The organism is Fluviicoccus keumensis (assembly GCF_004217445.1).
GTDB lineage: Bacteria > Pseudomonadota > Gammaproteobacteria > Pseudomonadales > Moraxellaceae > Fluviicoccus > Fluviicoccus keumensis.
The window spans coordinates 131,723-149,550 of the sequence record NZ_SHKX01000013.1; the positions used below are offsets into that span (position 1 = coordinate 131,723).

Genomic DNA, 17,828 nt, shown 5'->3' on the forward strand with positions numbered 1-17,828 from the left:
CATAAACGGAAAAAGGACGGTATTGCTACCGTCCTTCCTGTGAGGGCCGGGGAGGATTACAGCGCCATCAGGCTGTTGTCGGTGAACTTGGCCACCGGCAGACCGTTGAGGGTGTAAAGCCAACCGTATTCCTTGCCGTTCAGCTTGATGGCAATCTTGTCCTGAGTATCGACCGCACTGACTTCGACGCTGACGCCATCCTTGTTGGTCAGGGTATAAACCGCCTTGCCGCCGATGACTGGCGCGGTCAGGGTCATCTGGTCAGCGCCCAGACGGAATGCCGCGGTCAAACCGCCGCCGTCAATCGCCGTACGCTTGGCCGTGATCGTTGCATCCAGATCCACCGGAGTAGCGCCGGACAGCTTCACCTTGGTGGTCAGGCTGATCGTGCCCTTGCCGAAATGGGTGGCGTCTTCAAACAGCTCGTTGCCTTCAAGCAACGTCCCGTTGGCGGCGGTCGCGGTTGTGTTGGCGGTCAGACCGGTCAGCACCGGCTGGTAATAGCCTTCGCCGGTCACAAACACTTGCAGTTGGTAAGGGGTGTAACCCAAGCTCAGGAGGGCGCTCAGCGATTCGGAAACGGTGGTCTTGCCAAAGCAGCCCAGCAACCAGTCGCCGAAAGGCGCATTCGGGTAAGAAGCGATCAGGCAGGTCGGGCTTAATGCCGCCATTTTCAACGTCAGCGTGGGAGAGCCGCCCCAGGCGTTATCCGAGACAAACAAGCCGGTCGAGGCCGTCAGGGTCGCCTGGTTGGCAAGCGTGTTGTACTGATAGGTGAACAGGTTGCTGCGCACATGCCCCGGCAACGGCGACACCTTGGGATTGGAACCGGTCAGGTCGATGGAAGCGCTGGCGTCCATGCTGTTGAGGCCGTCATTGCTGGTGAATATCCCCTTCATCTGCGCCAGGGTCGGCAAAGGCCACGCCCGCTGGCCGCCGCCGTGCGAGACATCCAGCATGCCCTGCACCACATTCAGGCTCATCGTGCCGCTGAAGCGGGAAAATTCGGTCGCTGGCGCATTCAACGCGGTCAACATCATCTGATCCAATTTCGCGGTTATCGCGGTCGGCAACTCCGGATTCAGACCGTCCATATCTAGCTGCCGGTCAGCGAAGGTCTTCGCGGTCGGGAAGGTCACTTGGATATGACTGGACGTCAGCGCCGGAATGGTTAGAGCTACATCGCCGCTCTTGATCGAAGCGTTGGCCAGCAAGGACAGGGTGTAGGTATTCGTCGATACCGCATCACCCGGATAGCTCAGCTTCAGGTTGGTGACGGTAAACCCTTTTGGAGTGTCCAGCACCCAAGTCGTGCCGTTCCATGATGAAGTCGTGGGTTTCACCACCAGCTCCCCACTGAGGCTGACGGAATTGTCAGCCGTATTGACTACAAGCCGGACATCATTCTGGGCGGTAACTGGAAAACGAGGATTCCTAGTGGCATCCAGCATGGCCTGCACTTCAGGAACGGTGAACGTCTTGCTGGCCGTACCGGCTTCGGCGGCTTGCAGCAACAGGTTAAAGGCCGCGACGGTTGCCTGGGAAATCAGGCCGTTTTCCGTCGCCATGGTGTCAATGGTATGGATTTTCGCCCGGAAACCGTCGACGGCGCTCTGGTCATCCAGCGTCCGCAGTTGCGCCGCCAGTTGCCCCGCCGATGTCACAAAAGCCTTGGCCTTCGCCAGATCGGCGGCGCCCGACGTATCCGAAGGCGTCGCCGTGGTATTGCCGGTCGTCAGTTCGGCCACCTGGATATTTTCGGCCAGCGCGGTCGAAATCAGGCTGTTGATACCCGCCACCTTGCCGGAATTGACCACATCCTGCGCCGCACGCAGCACATCAGCCAGATCCAGACCGGCCGAGCCGCTGCTGGGCAATTGGCCGCCATTGGCGTTCAGCAGCGCCACCAGCCCGTCCAGCTTCGTGCCGATACCGCCGACCGACCCGGCCAACTGACCGATGGCCGCATTCAGCAGGGCATAACGCTGCGCATCCAGCCCCTTGGTGGACAAATCCAGCGAGGCGTCGGCGGGCTGGGTCGCGTTCAGGGCGGGCAGGTCGAACAAGTCCTGGATCTGTGTCAGCGCCGCATCAATGTTGGTGGCGGTCAGATGTCCCGGCTTGTTCAGCGCGAATTGCGCCGCCAGATGCGTGAACGGCGTGATCGCGCTGTTGATGACGCCGCCCGGCAGGCCTGACAGCACCGACGTCAGGGTCAACCCCGGATTCGCAACATCCTGCCCGAAGCCCACACCGCCGCCACAACCGGCGGGAATATCACAGGTCATCTTGGTATCGGCGTCACCGCTCATTTCCAGCAGCACCGGCCCGGTATAGCCGCTCACCACAATGCTGTATTTTCCGTCCGCTCCGGTGCGAACCGTCTTGATCAGGTCCCCTTTCGTGCCGTCTGCCTTGACCTGGAAGGCTGTGACAATCGCATTCTTGAACGTGCCTTTGCTGGCCGTTCCGGAAATCGTGGTAGACACCGGAGCGGGCGAGCTGGAGCCGCCACCGCCGCCGCAGGCAGCCAGCAGCAATACCGCGGCCAGTGGGAGAAGCTTGAGCTTGGAATTCAGGGCATTGGGGAGCATGATTCGGTATCCTTGAGTGATTCACGGCACGCACCATTCGGGTGCGCAACCAACAGGTTAGCCTGAAGACGGAAGTCTACGCCTGTTTCATTTTGATAAATCCATCACGATTATGCAGATGTAACAAGGCATGACGCCCAACCTCCAAGAAAGCCTGCGCCTCTGGCGTCACCCCGATGTCCGCAACCTCGCCTGGGCGCTGGCCTCCCCCGCCCTGCTGCGGGAATTGCCGGACAGCGCGCATCCGGTGCGCATCCTGGATGACCGTTTCTGGCTGCCGCTGTTTGCCGCCTACCGCCCCCGGCTGGACGCCCTCGAACGCGATCCTTCACCGCTGGTCGAATTCCTCGCCGCGCACAAGAACCACCGGCTGGGCTACTACTTCGAATACCTGCTGCTGTTCTGGCTGCAGGACGAGGCCTTCCACCCCTTCCGGCTGATCCGCCACCGCGCCACGATCATGGCGGGCAAGATCACCGTCGGCGAACTCGACTTCCTGCTCCGCAACACCGACTCCGGCAAGGTGGAACACTGGGAGGCGGCGGTGAAATTCTATCTGGGCCATCCGCCGCTGACCGTCGCCGGACACTGGATCGGCCCGAACAGCCACGACACGCTGGGCGCGAAGCTGACGCATCTGGCGCGGCAGCAGTTCCGCTTCGACGCCTTTGAAGACCACGTCATCGAACAACGCTGCCTGGTGATGAAAGGGCAATTGTTCTATCCGCCGGGACTGACGGAGGAAACGCTGGATTGCCTGTCCGCCGGACATCTGCGCGGGCAATGGCGGGACTGGACCAGCTTCCGCGCCGACCCGGCATTCCGGGCGCTGCGCTGGCGTCACGCCGGACGCGATGAATGGCTGGCCGACCAGCAGGCGGCGCTGCAACTGCCGCTGGCGGCGCCCGAGTCGCTGGCGCACCCGGACTCGGCGCGGCCGGAGCTGTTTATCGGCTTTGATGCGGGCGACGAAGAACAACGGCGCTGCTTTCTGACTCCGCCCTAGGATTTACCCGGCGATTGGCGCGCCGGGTCAAGCTGCTGAACGCGTCTTGTTGCATTTTTGTCCACCCCAAAAATGTGACACGGCACACACCATGATCAAGAAAGCCCTGCTGGCCCTGACGCTGGCCGCCGCCCTGCCGGTTGCCGCGCACGCCGAAAGCGACCTGGAGGAACTGCGCGGCAGCGACCGCCTCACCAACGAATGGAAGCTGGTGAAGCACGACAAGCTGCGCAACATCAAGGCCTACGCCAAGCTGGAGGACGGCAAGAAGATCCGTTCGTTCCGCATTGAAGCGGTGATTGACGCGCCGATGGAAGCGGTGGCGCGCGTCGGTTTCGACATCGACAGCTACCAGCGCTGGTACTGGCAACTGCTGGACGCCAAGCTGCTGAAGAAGGTCTCGGACCGCGAGTACATCTACTATCTGGTGCATAACGCGCCGGTGGGCAACCCCGACCGTGATGTCATCCTGCGTGCGGTGGTGGAACCCTACACCGCCCAGAAAGGCTATGCGCAAGTGCGCATCAGCGCCCTGCCCGACTACCTGCCGCCCAAGCCGCCGCTGGTGCGCATGCAGGCCGAGGACATGGTGGTGAAATACACGCCGCTGGGCAAGAACAAGACCCTGTTCGAGAATGAAGGCTATATCGACCCGGGCGGAAACGCGCCGGTGTGGACCGTCAATTTCGTACAACGGCAGGCGCCCTACGCCGCCGTGGTGGGCATGCTGCGCATGGTGCAGTTGCCCGAATACCTCAATTCCGACAAACCCTTGCCCTACAAGCTGTTCGCCAACTGATTCCGGCCCCGCCTAGCGGGTGCCTTCAATGATCAGCTGCGCCACGCCCTTGGGATCATCCCACATCGGCACATGCCCCCAGCCGCGCGGCTTCAGCCAGCGCGTATGGGCGGGCAGCTCGCCCCGGTTCTGCGAAGCGGCGGTCAGCAGCCAGTCGCGGTCGCCGAAGGCCACGGTCAGCGGCACGGTGATCTTGCGGCCGTCACGGAACGGCTCCACCGCTTCCAGCGTGTCGTCGAAACCGGGGGCGCGGGCAAAGTTGCGCAGCGACACGATGGCGTCGCGCGCCGGAATCTTCCAGCCCTGCGAGGTCATCGGCACCGCCATCAGCATCATGCGCAACGGCGGCAGCAGCACCAGCGCCTCGCCCAGCAGCGGAAAGGTCTGCAGACCCTTGCGCATGATCCTGAACAGCGGCTTCACGTGCGCCGACGCATCCCGTTCCCACAACCCGCCCGGCGACAGCGCCACGACGCTGCGCGCCAGTCCGCGCCGTGCCGCTTCCATGGCGAAATAACCGCCCAGCGAGTTCCCGGCGAAATCCACCGGTTCATCAATGCCCATTTCATGCAGGCTGTCCTGCAGGGAGCGGATGATGTTTTCCGCCGTCGGCGGCGTCCCGGCAGGCAGCGGCGGCGTGCGGCCGAATCCCGGCAGGTCAAAGGCGATCACGCGACGTTGCGCGGCGAGGATCGGCATCACCGGCTTCCAGGCATTGCTGGACATGCCGATGCCGTGCAGCAGGATCAGGGGGCGTCCGGTGCCGCGTTGTTTGTAGTGCCAGGCCATGCGAAGACTCCCGTGAGGCGGAAAGGGACGGCGCGCGCGCCGGAACAGGCTGCGAATCTATTGGCACGAACGTACACTATCAAGTTTCATTTGACCTTTTGCGCCAGTTTATTTTCCCGGTCCCGCCACATCAAAGCACATGACGGACGCCGCCATTGCGCCTATGCTCGCGGAAAACACACCGAAAAATGCTGACGGAGACTTTCCTTCTGGACACCGTGTTCCTGCTGGTCGTGCTGACCATCGTGGCGGTTCTCGCTTTCGACTTCACCAACGGCTTCCATGACGCCTCCAACATGCTGGCGACGCTGGTGGCCTCGCGCGCCATGACCCCGGCGCAGGCGGCGCTACTGGTCGCCTGCTTCACGCTGCTCGGCCCCATCCTTGGCGGCACCGCCGTCGCCAACACCATCGGCGGGCTGGTGTCGGTCGAAACGCTGCCGCCGCCGGAGGCCTTGCGCATCGTGCTTTGCGCGGTCGGCGGCGCGGTCGGCTGGAACCTGCTGACCTGGCGGCTGGGCATTCCCTCGTCTTCGTCGCACGCACTGGTGGGCGGGCTGACCGGCGTGGTCATGGCCGGACCGGGGGCCGAGCACGTGGCGTGGGGCTTTGCCGAACTGGCGCATGGATACCTGACCGGCGTCACCAAGGTGCTGGCGGCATTGCTGATTTCCCCGGTGGTCGGCTTTGCCGCCGGGTTCGCCCTGCACCGCCTGATGAATTTCCTGCTGCGCGCCGCCCGCCCCAAGGTCAACCGCCGCCTGCGGCGCGGCCAGTGGGTCACCGCCGCCGCGCTGGCCTTCTCGCACGGTGCCAACGACGCCCAGAAAGGCATGGGTATCATTACGCTGGTGCTGGTGCTGGGCGGGCAGCTGACGCATTTCCAGGTGCCGCTGTGGGTGATGTGCCTCAGCGCCGCCGTCATCACCGCCGGGACGCTGCTGGGCGGCTGGCGCATCGTGCGCACGCTCGGCTTCGGCATCTACAAGCTGCGGCCGCTGCACGGGCTGGATGCGCAACTGGCGTCATCGGGCGTCATCCTCGGCGCGTCGCTGGTGGGCGGCCCGGTGTCCACCACCCATGTCGTCACCACCGCGATCATGGGTATTGGCGCGTCCGAGCGCCCCCGCGCGGTACGCTGGTCGGTCGCCGGGGAAATCGCCCTGACCTGGCTGCTGACGCTGCCCGGCTCCGCCCTGCTGGCCTGCCTGCTGTTCGGGCTGACGCACGCCTTTTTCCACTGACTTCGGGAGACTGTCATGACCGCGCCCCGCCCAAGCTTCCTCACCCGGCTGAAAGCCCGCATTTTCCCCGAAATTCCCGACTTTTACCGGCTGATCAACGAACAGGCGCATCTGGCCGTCGAATGTACGGCGGCGCTGGTCACCTACATGCAGTCCGGGCTGGATGAGCACGCCAGCCATGTCAGCGAGCTGGAACATCGCGGCGACCGGATGAAAAACCGCAACATGTCGATCCTGCACCACGCCTTCGCCACGCCCATCGACCGCGAGGATATCTACCAGGCCGTCGCCGCCATCGACGACATCCTCAACTACGCCAAGACCACCGTCCGCGAAATGCAGGTGCTGCACCTGGGTCCGGACGAGCATACGCTGGCCATGGCGGTGCTGATGCATCAGGGCGCGCTGGCGCTGGAAAGCGGCTTCGCCAAGCTGGAAAAGACGCCGCTGGCCGCCGAGGCCGACGCCAGCGCCGCCCACAAGACCGAGCGCAACACCGAGAAGGTCTACCGCAAGGCGCTGGCGGAACTGTTCAACCCCGAGCACTACCTGCTGACCCTGACCGCGCAGCAGAAGCAGGACGCGGAGGCGCTGGGCGTGCTGACCACGGCGATGAGCGCGGCGGAAAGCGCGGGCATCACCCCGGCCGTCGGTTTCATGCTGGAAATCCTGAAACGGCGCGAGGTTTACCGGCACATGTCGAACGGCGCCGACCGCGTGGCGCGGGCGGCGGAAGTGCTGCATGACATTGTGGCGAAGGTGGGGTGAGGGGCTCTATACTAGCCCTCTTTTTTCGACCCCCCTTCCGGGCATAACAATGACCACCAACAGCATTCCCCAAGCCATCGGCACCTTCCAGGGGCTGATCCTGGCCCTGCAGAACTACTGGGCCGAACAGGGCTGCGTCATCCTGCAACCCTACGACATGGAAATGGGCGCCGGCACCTTCCATACCGCCACCTTCCTGCGCGCCCTCGGCCCGGAAACGTGGAACGCTGCCTACGTGCAGCCTTCCCGCCGTCCCGCCGACGGCCGCTACGGCGAAAACCCCAACCGCCTGCAGCACTACTACCAGTTCCAGGTCGTCCTGAAGCCGAACCCCGCCAACATCCAGGAACTGTACCTGAACTCGCTGCGCACCATCGGCATCGACCCCGCCGTCCACGACATCCGCTTCGTGGAAGATAACTGGGAGTCGCCGACGCTGGGCGCGTGGGGCCTGGGCTGGGAAGTCTGGCTGAACGGCATGGAAGTCACCCAGTTCACCTACTTCCAGCAAGTGGGCGGCGTCGAGTGCTACCCGGTCACCGGCGAAATCACCTACGGTCTGGAACGGCTGGCCATGTACCTGCAGGGCGTCGATTCGGTCTATGACCTCACCTGGACCGACGGCCCCTTCGGCAAGGTCACCTACGGCGATGTCTTCCACCAGAACGAAGTGGAACAATCCACCTTCAACTTCGAGCACGCCAACGTCGACAAGCTGTTCGAGCTGTTTGACTTCTACGAAAGCGAAGCCAACCGCCTGATGGCGCTGCCGCAACCGCTGCCGCTGCCCGCCTACGAAATGGTGATCAAGGCCTCGCACAGCTTCAACCTGCTGGACGCCCGCCGCGCCATCTCCGTCACCGCCCGCCAGCAGTACATCCTGCGCGTGCGGCAACTGGCCCGTGCCGTGGCTTCCAGCTACCTGCACGCCCGCGCCCGCCTGGGCTTCCCCATGGCCCCCGACAACCTGCGGGATGAAGTATTGGCGAAACTGGCTGCGGAGGCTGCACAATGACCACTCAACCCTTCCTGGTGGAACTGGGCTGCGAAGAACTGCCCCCGAAATCCCTGAAGACGCTGGCCGACAACTTCCTGGCCGGTATCGAAAACGGCCTGAAGCAGGCCGGACTGACCTACACCCACGCCTGCCATTTCGCCGCACCGCGCCGTCTGGCGGTGAGCATCCAGGGTCTGGAAACCCGCCAGCCCGACCGCACGCTGAACGTCGACGGCCCGCCCGTGAAGGCCGCGTTTGACGCCAACGGCAACCCGACGCAGGCCGCGCTGGGCTTCGCCAAGAAGAACGGCGTCGATATCAGCGAGATCGACCGCAGCGGCGAGAAGCTGCGCTACAGCAAGTCCATTGCCGGTGCTGACGCGGTAACGCTGCTGCCCGGCATCGTCCAGGCCGCGCTCGACGCGCTGCCGATCGCCAAGCGCATGCGCTGGGCCGCCTCCAAGGTCGAGTTCGTGCGCCCGACGCAGTGGCTGGTGATGCTGCTCGGCAACTCGGTCGTGCCCTGCACGATCCTCGGCCAGACCGCCGGCAACGAAAGCCGCGGCCACCGCTTCATGGCCAACAACGAAACCTTCACCGTCAAGAACCTGGGCAACTACCCGGCAGGGCTGGAACACGGCTACGAAACCGCGCTGGAAACCCTGTACGTGATGCCCTGCTTCGCCAAGCGCCGTGAAGCCATCCTGGAAAAGGTACAGGCGCTGGCCGCGAAGGAAGGCGGCAAGGCTGTCATCCCCGAAGCGCTGCTGGACGAAGTAACCGCGCTGGTGGAATACCCGGTGCCGCTGGTCTGTTCCTTCGAGGAGCGTTTCCTGCACGTGCCGCAGGAGGCCCTGATCTCCACCATGCAGGATAACCAGAAGTATTTCTGCTTGGTCGACGGCAACGGCAAGCTGTTGCCGCGCTTCATCACCGTCGCCAATGTGAAGAGCCCGAACCCGGAATTCATCATTGCCGGTAACGAGAAGGTGGTGCGCCCGCGTCTCACCGACGCCGAGTTCTTCTTCAAGCAGGACAAGAAGGTCAAGCTGGAAAGCCGCAACGAACGCCTGAAGACGGTGGTCTTCCAGGCCCAGCTCGGCACAGTGTATGAGAAGGCCGAGCGCATCAGCGAACTGGCGGCGTTCATCGCCGCACAGATTGGCGGCGACGTAGCGCTGGCTCAGCGCGCCGGCATCCTGTCGAAGTGCGACCTGGCCTCGGAAATGGTCGGTGAATTCCCGGAACTGCAAGGCATTGCCGGGTATCACTATGCGCTGCACGACGGCGAAGCCGAAGAAGTGGCGCTGGCGCTGAACGAGCAGTACCTGCCGAAGTTCGCGGGCGACAGCCTGCCGATCACCAAGGCGGGCCTGAGCGTGGCGCTGGCCGACAAGCTCGACACCCTGGTCGGCATCTTCGGCATCAACCAGCCGCCCACCGGCTCCAAGGACCCGTTCGCGCTGCGTCGCGCCGCCATCGGCCTGCTGCGCATCATCATCGAACAGCAACTGCCGCTGGACCTGACCGTGCTGGCGCAACAGGCAGTCAACGCCTACGGCACCAAGCTGTCCAACGCCAACACCGTCGGCGATGTCTTCGAATTCCTGCTGGGCCGTTACCGCGCCATGTATGAAGAACAGGGCGTCAGCGTCGACGTGATCCAGTCGGTGCAGGCGCTGAAGCCGGGCAAGCCGCTGGACTTCTCGCGCCGGGTGCTGGCAGTGCAGGCCTTCCGCGCCCTGCCGGAAGCCGCCGCCCTCGCCGCCGCCAACAAGCGCGTCGCCAACATCCTGGCCAAGGACGAATCGGTCACCACCGGCACCGTCGACAACGCCCTGCTGGCCGACGCCGCCGAACAGGCGCTGGCGCAACAGGTGGCCGGACTGCAGGCCGAGCTGGCGCCGCTGTTCGCCGCCGGCGACTACACCGCCGCGCTGGCCAAGCTGGCCTCGCTGCGCGAGGTCGTCGACCGCTTCTTCACCGAAGTGATGGTGAACGCGGAAGACGCCGCTGTGCGCCGCAACCGCCTGACGCTGCTGGCCAACCTGCGCGCCCTCTTCCTGGCAATTGCGGATATTTCGCAATTGCAGTAAGAAGGACACAGGCTCGCTGCATGAAAACGGCCCTCAACGGGCCGTTTTCATTTCCCCTCCCCACTGTTCGAGGAATGCATGTCCACACCCCAGGCCTCCGCCATTCACCGCGCCCTGCTGATCGTCGTCATCGCCCTGCTGATGTTCCTGGGTTACCGGGTGTTGTCCGCCTTTATCGTACCGATGGTCTGGGCGGGCATCCTGGCCTATGTCACCTGGCCGGGCTACCAGCGCCTGAAACGCGCCACCGGCGGCCCCAACCGCAGCGCCGCACTGATGACCGTGCTGCTGGCGTTGGTGCTGGTGCTGCCGATGGCTTGGGGAATCTATGTGCTTCAGGACGAAGCCGGGAAGGTCATGGGGCGGCTGACCGCGCAACTCTCGTCCGGCACGCTGCAAACTCCGGGATTCATCCGCACCCTGCCGGGTATCGGCCATGAACTGGAAGGCTTCCTCGATCGGCTACTGCACGAACCGGGCGCATTACGCGCGCAACTGGAGCGGGTCACGCAACATGTCTGGGGATCGGCCGGGGCCATTGCCGGCGGCATCAGCCGCAACGCCGCCAAGCTGGGCATGACGCTGGTGACGCTGTTCTTCTTCTATCGCGACGGCGAAGTGCTGATGGCGCAGATCCGCACCGCGCTGCAACACCTGATCGGCCGCCGCACCAACGGCTATGTGCAGGCGGCGGCGGACATGACGCGCGCCGTGGTGATCGGCATCGTGCTGACGGCGCTGGCGCAGGGGTTCCTGGCGGGGGTGGGCTATGCGGTGGCGGGGATGGACAGCCCGGTGTTCCTGGCGGCGATCACCACGCTGATTGCCCTGATTCCCTTCGGTACGCCCTTTGCCTGGGGCAGTGTCGCCATCTGGCTGTTTGCACAGGGGGATGTGGCGGCAGCCTTGGGGCTGGCGGCCTGGGGCACCTTCGTCATCAGCTGGGTAGACAACATCATCCGGCCGTTCGTCATTTCCGGCAAAACCCACATCCCTTTCCTGCTGGTCATGTTCGGCGTGCTGGGCGGGCTGAACGCCTTCGGCATGGTGGGGCTGTTCCTGGGGCCGGTGATCCTGGCGGTGCTGGTGGCGGTGTGGCGGCAATGGCTGGAAGGGGAAAAGGCCGAAGCCTGAAGCTTATTTGCGCGGCTGATACTTCGGTCGCGCCAGCATCAACCGCAACAGGCGCAAGGTCTGCTGCGGCTCATCCGCCAGGTTGTAGTTGAAAATCAGTGACGGCAGGTAGCCGCCGGGCTGGCCCCGCCCCGACAATTCAATACGGGTGCCGCCGCCCGGCAGCGGCGTCAGTCGCCAGGTGCTTTGCAGCTCATACAGATGCACCCGCCGGCTGTCCTGTTCCGGCATCGGCAAGGTGCGCACGGCCTGACTGCGGATGGTCACCACCCCGCCTTTTGCCTCACGCTGCAACACCGACTGCAACACGGTGTCACGATCCTTGAACGGATAAGGCAGTTTGTAAACCACATAGACCCAGTTCGACTCACCGTCGTGCCGCAGCAACTTCACCTTGCGGATACGGGCAATCCATTCCGGCCAGGCGGGAATGTCGCGCAACACGGCCACCACGGTGTCAATCGACTGCGGCGCCAGCATTTCCGAACGGAATTCGTCGTAATCGCTATCGGCCTGCGAGCGGGTAAAGACCCGGATCTGGCGGGAGGCATCCTCGCGCGCCAGCTCCCAGCCGCCATCCGCCAGCGCCGCCGTCATCAGGCAAGCCGCGATCAGGCCGGGCATCCAGGGCAGTAGCACGCGCACGCTCAGCGGAAATAACGTTGCAGCATGCGCTCGGCATACGCGCGCAGGTTGGGGTATGGCGCCACGATCGGCGGCCACGGTGAGTTGTCGCTGATCAGCGTCAGCTGGGCGATGAAGCCGAAGGCGGAGGCGTCAATCTCGGTCGGCTCGTCCCCGAAGAAATACGGCTTGTCACCGAGCAGCGTCGACAGCGTCGCGATGTCCTGCGCGGCAAAGGCGTAGATCTGCTCCTGGCTGTGCTTGGCCGTGCCCTGCCCCAGCAGGTCGCGCTTCATCTTCTGCTGAATCACCTGCGGCAGCACCTTGCGCACCGGGAACGGCAGCTTACCGAACAGCGCTTCCCGGATTTGCGGCCAGTAGCGGGCATCCACCCAGCGGCTGTAGAGGGCGAAGAAGTACAGACGGTCTTCCAGCAGCGCCTTCAGCGCATGCGACTGCGCCTTCTGTTCCGGCGTCAGGTGCCGGTCAAAATCCAGGTCGTGCTTGTGCTTGAGGTAGTCGATGCAGAGCGTGGAATCCGGAATCATCCGGTTATCAACGCGAATGGAGGGCAGCTTGCCCAGCGGCGCTTCACGCGGATCGTTGGTGTAGCGGTTCTCGTAGGGCAGTGCGGCCATGCGCAGCCAGGTTTCCAGCTTCAGGCAGAAGGGGCTCATGTTCGGCAGCCCCAACGACGGATGGAACTGGTACAACTCGATCATGGCGGGGCTCCGGCGGCCTTCAATTTATTGAATATGCGCCAGAATGCCGTCCAGTTCCTCAAAAGAGTTGTAACTGATCACGACCTTGCCCTTGCCCTTCTTGTTGTACTGGATGTCCACCCCGGCGCCCAGGCGCTCGGCCAGCCATGTTTGCAGTTCGGCGACATTCGGGTCGAGCTTGGCGGGCTTTTGCGCGCCCTTGTCCTTGGCGGCCAGCAGGCTGCGCACCAGCGCCTCGGTCTGGCGCACGGACAGTCCCTTGGCGACAATGGTGCGGGCCGCTTCGGTCTGCTGCGCTTCCGGCAGCGCCAGCAGCGTGCGGGCATGGCCCATTTCCAGGTCGCCGTGTTCCAGCAGCGTCTTCACGTCGCGCGGCAGCTGCGTCAGGCGCAGCAGGTTGGTGACAGTGGCGCGGGCCTTGCCGACGGCATCAGCGATCTGCTGGTGCGTCATCTCGAATTCGTCGGCGAAACGCTGCATCGCCACCGCCTGCTCCATCGGGTTCAGGTCTTCGCGCTGGATGTTCTCGATCAGCGCCCAGGCAATGGCGGTCTCATCGGGAATGTCGCGGACAATGGCGGGAATGGTGTCCAGCCCGGCCATCTGCGCGGCGCGCCAGCGGCGTTCACCGGCAATGATCTCGTACTGCTTCGGCCCGATGGCGCGCACCACCACCGGCTGCATCACGCCCTGCGCCTTGATCGAGTCGGACAGCTCCTGCAAGGCGGCGGGATTCATGTCGCGGCGCGGCTGGTAACGGCCGCGCTGCAACTGCTCGATCGGCAGGGTTTGCAGGGCGCTGGTCACCGCCGGGGACGAGGGGTTGGCTTCGATCGCGTCGACATCTTCCTTGACCTTGCGCGCGCCCAACAGGGAATCCAGACCGCGTCCACCACCCAAACCGCGTTTTTTCGTACTCATGGTCAATTCCCGGAAAATATGCCGTCAGGCCGTTTTTCTTTTCTTTTCTTTCTTCAGCAATTCGGCGGCCAGCGTCAGGTAGGCAAACGCCCCGCGCGACCCCTTGTCATAGTACATCACCGGCAGCCCGTGCGCAGGCGCTTCGGCCAGCCGCACGTTGCGCGGGATCACGGTTTCGAACACCTGGTCGCCGAAATGGTTGGTCAGTTCGGCGGAGACATCGTTGGCCAGCGTGTTGCGCGGGTCGAACATGGTGCGCAGGATGCCGCGAATGCGCAGGTTCGGGTTCAGGCGCTGGGTCATGCGCTCGATGGTGTTGGTCAGGTCGGCCAGCCCTTCCAGCGCATAGTATTCGCACTGCATGGGGATGATGACGCCGTCGGCCGCCACCAGCGCGTTCAGCGTCAGCAGACTCAGCGACGGCGCGCAGTCGATGACGATGAAGTCGTATTTCTTGGTGAGGGAAGCCAGCGCGTCCTTGAGACGGGTTTCGCGGCCTTCCATGTCCATCAGTTCCAGTTCCGCACCGCTCAGCTCGCGATTGGAACCGAGCACGTCGTAACCGGCCTTGGGCGTCGGCTGCACGGCGACGTTGATCGACGCATTGCCCAGCAGCACCTCGTACACCGAGTACGGCAGGCTGTGCTTTTCCAGCCCGGAGCCCATGGTGGCGTTGCCCTGCGGGTCCAGGTCCACCAGCAGCACCTTGCGCTTGACGGCGGCCAGCGAGGCGGCGAGGTTCACCGAGGTGGTGGTCTTGCCGACTCCGCCCTTCTGGTTGGCGATGGCGAGAATTTGCGTCATGTCAGGTTTCCTTCACTATTCAGGTTCCCTCCCCGGAAACACCGGGAGGGTCGGGAGGGGCGGACCACCCGCTCCGTGGCGCACCCCGTCGGGCGCGCCGTGTCAGGCTGCTTGCTTGCCGATCACCAGCAAATGCCGCGCTTCGTCCAGGAACGGCACCGTCAGCGCATGCGACTCACGCACGACAAAGGGCGCGGGCAAAGCGGCGATTTCGTCTTGCGGGTACAGACCCTTCATCGCCAGCAGCACGCCGTCCCCGGCCAGCAAATGACCGCACCAGTGGGCGAAGTCGCTGAGGCTGGCGAAGGCTCGGCTGATGATCTGGGACTGCGGCGGCAACTGGGCCTGTTCGACACGGGCATGATGCACCCTGACGTTCTTCAGGCCGAACTGCGCGGTCATCTGCACCAGGAAGCGGGTCTTCTTGCTGTTGCTGTCCAGCAGGTCCACCTGCAGGTCCGGGCGCACCATCGCCAGCACCAGACCGGGCAGGCCAGCGCCGGTGCCGACGTCCAGCAGGCTGCCGGAACGCACCAGCGGCGACACCGCCAGCGAATCCAGCAAATGCTTGACCACCATGTCTTTCGGGTCACGAATGGCCGTCAGATTATAAGCGCTGTTCCACTTTTGCAACGCCGTCACGTAGGACAGGAGGCGCTCATTACTGCCTTCCGGCAGTTGTAATTGCAGCTGGCGGAGGCCGTTGTCGAGCAGGGCGAGGAGTTGGGCGTCGGTCATGGCTGTCTTCACCCCGCCAGCCGCAGGTTGGCCATGCCGTGCTTCTTCAGGTAGATCATCAGCAGCGATACCGCCGCCGGAGTCAGGCCGGGAATGCGGCCCGCCTGCGCCAGCGTCGCCGGGCGCGTCGCCTTCAGCTTCGCCTTCACCTCGTTCGACAGGCCGGACACGCGGTCATAGTCAAAGTCCTCGGGCAGCGTCATTTCCTCATGGGCGCGCAGCTTGTCGATTTCTTCCTGCTGGCGGTCGATGTAACCGGCGTACTTGGCGTTGATCTCGATCTGCTCGCCCACTTCCGGCGCGACCTCGATGCCCGCCAGTTCGGCGACATGGGCGAAATTCACCTGCGGCCGCTTCAGCAGCTCCAGCAGGGTGTTTTCCTTGCTCAGTTCCTGGCCGGTCAGCTCGGCGAAACGATGGCCCAGCGCGCTGCCGGGATGCGCCAGCACCGACTTCAGGCGCTGGCTTTCGCGGGCGATGGCTTCCTGCTTCTCGCAGTAGGCGGCCCAGCGGGCGTCATCCACCAATCCCAGCTTGCGGCCGGTTTCGGTCAGGCGCTGGTCGGCGTTGTCCTCGCGCAGCAACAGCCGGTATTCGGCGCGCGAGGTGAACATGCGGTACGGTTCCTTGGTGCCCAGCGTGATCAGGTCATCGACCAGCACGCCGAGGTAGGCCACATCACGGGTGGGATACCAGCCGTCCTTGTCCTGCGCGCGCAGACCGGCGTTGATCCCGGCCAGCAGGCCCTGCGCCCCGGCTTCTTCATAGCCGGTGGTGCCGTTGATCTGCCCGGCAAAGTACAGGTTGTGGATGACGCGGGTCTCCAGCGTGTGCTTCAGGTCGCGCGGGTCGAAGAAATCGTATTCGATGGCGTAACCGGGACGGGTGATGTGCGCGTTTTCCATGCCACGAATGGAGCGTACCAGAGACAATTGCACATCAAACGGCAGGCTGGTGGAAATGCCGTTGGGGTAGAGTTCGTGGGTCTTCAGGCCTTCCGGCTCGATGAACACCTGGTGCGAATTCTTGTCGGCGAAGCGGTGGATCTTGTCCTCGATCGACGGGCAGTAGCGCGGGCCGACGCCTTCGATGACGCCGGTGTACATCGGCGAGCGGTCAAGGCCGCCGCGGATGATGTCGTGGGTCTGCTCGTTGGTGTGGGTGATCCAGCAGTTGACCTGTTCCGGGTGCATGGCGGCGTTGCCCATGAACGACATCACCGGAATCGGCGTGTCGCCCGGTTGCGGCATCATCACGCTGAAATCGACCGACTTGGCGTCGATGCGCGGCGGCGTGCCGGTCTTCAGGCGGCCGACGCGCAGCGGCAGTTCGCGCAGGCGGTTGGCCAGCGCGATGGAGGGCTGATCACCGGCGCGGCCGCCCTTGTGGTTTTCCAGCCCGATGTGGATGACGCCGCCGAGGAAGGTGCCGGTGGTCAGCACCACGGTTTTCGCATCAAAGCGGATGCCGGTCTGCGTCACCACGCCCTTGACCGTTTCCCCTTCCACGATCAGGTCATCGGCGGCCTGCTGGAAGATGTCGAGGTTGGGCTGGTTTTCCAGGATGCTGCGGATAGCGGCCTTGTACAGCGCGCGGTCGGCCTGGGCGCGGGTGGCGCGCACCGCCGGGCCCTTGCTGCCGTTCAGCACCCGGAACTGGATGCCGCCCAGATCGGTAGCCAGCGCCATGGCGCCGCCCAAGGCGTCGATTTCCTTCACCAGGTGGCTCTTGCCGATGCCGCCGATGGCCGGGTTACAGCTCATCTGCCCCAGCGTCTCGACATTGTGGGTCAGCAGCAGGGTCTGGCAGCCCATGCGCGCCGCCGCCAGCGCCGCTTCGGTACCGGCATGGCCGCCGCCAATGACAATGACATCGTAGGATTTGGGATAACGCATAACACCACCGCTGCGGGCCGGGCCGTCGAAAGTGCCGGGGATCGGCTGGGAACTGAACCGCGTATTATAAACGACTCGCCGGTCAAGTTCGAGAATTCCCGGTCACCGGGCCGGTAAAGGCCACCCTGTGCAACGATTAAAACCACTCGAACGTTAACGAAAACCTAACACTTCATCGCACAAATTCGGCCTTTCATCTGCCTGGCCCGGCTGGAACTGGCTTTGTGACCGGATTCGCAGTCTTATAATGGTCAATAAAAATTCCCGAATGGCCACCGTCAACTATACAAGAGCCTCATTATGACCTCACCCACGCTCACCCTCGCTTGCACCTCCGCCAAGGAACAGGACCGCCTGGTGTTCAAATCGCTGCTGGGCATTCTGGCGCAGACCGCCCGCCCGGGTCAGGCGCGCTGGGATTATCTGGCGGAGGGCTACGCCGACGTGGTCTTTGTAGACATGGACGAAGCAACGCCGGTGTATCCGAAATCGGAACCGGGCAAGCCGCTCTCGGTCGTGGTGGGTTACAGCACGGATATCGAGAAAGCGCGGAAATCCGTGTTTTCCCTGAAGAAGCCCGCGCGCCCCAAGGAATTCATCGCGCTGCTGACCATGCTGGAAGAACATCTGGCGCACAAGAATGACCTGACCATTCCGTCAATGCCTGCCCTGAACCTGGCCTGACCCTGCCAAACCG

General features: G+C 63.9%; 16 protein-coding genes. 8 read left to right on the forward strand and 8 right to left on the reverse strand.

The window, feature by feature from the left end; genetic code table 11:
* Positions 1–56: 56 nt before the first annotated feature.
* Complete coding sequence (locus EV700_RS11480) at positions 57–2,594, reverse strand: hypothetical protein (RefSeq protein ID WP_130413897.1); 2,538 nt, start codon at positions 2,592–2,594, stop codon at positions 57–59.
* A 130-nt stretch (positions 2,595–2,724) separates the two neighbouring features.
* Here EV700_RS11480 and EV700_RS11485 point away from each other — a divergent pair, with 130 nt between their 5' ends.
* Both EV700_RS11485 and EV700_RS11490 read left to right on the forward strand, forming a co-directional pair.
* Complete coding sequence (locus EV700_RS11485) at positions 2,725–3,600, forward strand: DUF1853 family protein (protein WP_130413899.1); 876 nt, start codon at positions 2,725–2,727, stop codon at positions 3,598–3,600.
* 91 nt (positions 3,601–3,691) lie between these two features.
* Complete coding sequence (locus tag EV700_RS11490; protein WP_130413901.1) at positions 3,692–4,399, forward strand: START domain-containing protein; 708 nt, start codon at positions 3,692–3,694, stop codon at positions 4,397–4,399.
* Between the two features lie 12 nt (positions 4,400–4,411).
* Here the strand turns inward: EV700_RS11490 and EV700_RS11495 are convergent, their stop codons facing one another.
* Positions 4,412–5,188, reverse strand: a complete 777-nt coding sequence (locus EV700_RS11495) for an alpha/beta fold hydrolase (protein ID WP_130413903.1) — start codon at positions 5,186–5,188, stop codon at positions 4,412–4,414.
* 188 nt (positions 5,189–5,376) lie between these two features.
* Between EV700_RS11495 and EV700_RS11500 the strand changes: the two genes are divergently transcribed.
* The 5 genes from EV700_RS11500 (at position 5,377) to EV700_RS11520 (ending at position 11,427) form a co-directional block, all read left to right on the forward strand.
* Positions 5,377–6,432: an inorganic phosphate transporter gene (locus EV700_RS11500; RefSeq protein WP_207224656.1), complete on the forward strand. Its 1,056-nt coding sequence runs from the start codon at positions 5,377–5,379 to the stop codon at positions 6,430–6,432.
* Between the two features lie 15 nt (positions 6,433–6,447).
* Positions 6,448–7,200 (forward strand): DUF47 domain-containing protein, encoded by a 753-nt coding sequence (locus tag EV700_RS11505; RefSeq protein ID WP_130413905.1) that lies wholly within the window; start codon positions 6,448–6,450, stop codon positions 7,198–7,200.
* 49 nt (positions 7,201–7,249) lie between these two features.
* Complete coding sequence (gene glyQ / locus EV700_RS11510) at positions 7,250–8,215, forward strand: glycine--tRNA ligase subunit alpha (protein WP_130413907.1); 966 nt, start codon at positions 7,250–7,252, stop codon at positions 8,213–8,215.
* Positions 8,212–10,293, forward strand: a complete 2,082-nt coding sequence (gene glyS, locus EV700_RS11515) for a glycine--tRNA ligase subunit beta (RefSeq protein WP_130413909.1) — start codon at positions 8,212–8,214, stop codon at positions 10,291–10,293. Before glyQ ends, glyS begins: the two co-directional genes overlap by 4 nt.
* A 78-nt stretch (positions 10,294–10,371) precedes the next feature.
* The gene (locus EV700_RS11520; RefSeq protein WP_130413911.1) at positions 10,372–11,427 is read left to right on the forward strand and encodes an AI-2E family transporter; all 1,056 of its coding nucleotides are present in this window, start codon (positions 10,372–10,374) and stop codon (positions 11,425–11,427) included.
* A 3-nt stretch (positions 11,428–11,430) separates the two neighbouring features.
* Here the strand turns inward: EV700_RS11520 and EV700_RS11525 are convergent, their stop codons facing one another.
* The 6 genes from EV700_RS11525 to mnmG form a co-directional block, all read right to left on the reverse strand.
* Positions 11,431–12,066, reverse strand: a complete 636-nt coding sequence (locus EV700_RS11525; RefSeq protein ID WP_130413913.1) for an START domain-containing protein — start codon at positions 12,064–12,066, stop codon at positions 11,431–11,433.
* Positions 12,067–12,074: 8 nt separating this feature from the next.
* Positions 12,075–12,773: a glutathione S-transferase family protein gene (locus tag EV700_RS11530; protein ID WP_130413915.1), complete on the reverse strand. Its 699-nt coding sequence runs from the start codon at positions 12,771–12,773 to the stop codon at positions 12,075–12,077.
* Positions 12,774–12,797: 24 nt separating this feature from the next.
* The gene (locus tag EV700_RS11535) at positions 12,798–13,694 is read right to left on the reverse strand and encodes a ParB/RepB/Spo0J family partition protein (RefSeq protein ID WP_130413917.1); all 897 of its coding nucleotides are present in this window, start codon (positions 13,692–13,694) and stop codon (positions 12,798–12,800) included.
* A gap of 24 nt (positions 13,695–13,718) precedes the next feature.
* Positions 13,719–14,498: a ParA family protein gene (locus EV700_RS11540; protein WP_130413919.1), complete on the reverse strand. Its 780-nt coding sequence runs from the start codon at positions 14,496–14,498 to the stop codon at positions 13,719–13,721.
* Positions 14,499–14,600: 102 nt separating this feature from the next.
* Positions 14,601–15,236 (reverse strand): 16S rRNA (guanine(527)-N(7))-methyltransferase RsmG, encoded by a 636-nt coding sequence (gene rsmG / locus EV700_RS11545; protein WP_130413921.1) that lies wholly within the window; start codon positions 15,234–15,236, stop codon positions 14,601–14,603.
* An 8-nt stretch (positions 15,237–15,244) separates the two neighbouring features.
* On the reverse strand, positions 15,245–17,131 hold the full coding sequence (mnmG, locus tag EV700_RS11550; protein WP_130413923.1) for a tRNA uridine-5-carboxymethylaminomethyl(34) synthesis enzyme MnmG: 1,887 nt from the start codon (positions 17,129–17,131) through the stop codon (positions 15,245–15,247).
* A gap of 300 nt (positions 17,132–17,431) precedes the next feature.
* Between mnmG and EV700_RS11555 the strand changes: the two genes are divergently transcribed.
* On the forward strand, positions 17,432–17,815 hold the full coding sequence (locus EV700_RS11555) for a hypothetical protein (RefSeq protein WP_130413925.1): 384 nt from the start codon (positions 17,432–17,434) through the stop codon (positions 17,813–17,815).
* Positions 17,816–17,828: the final 13 nt, after the last annotated feature.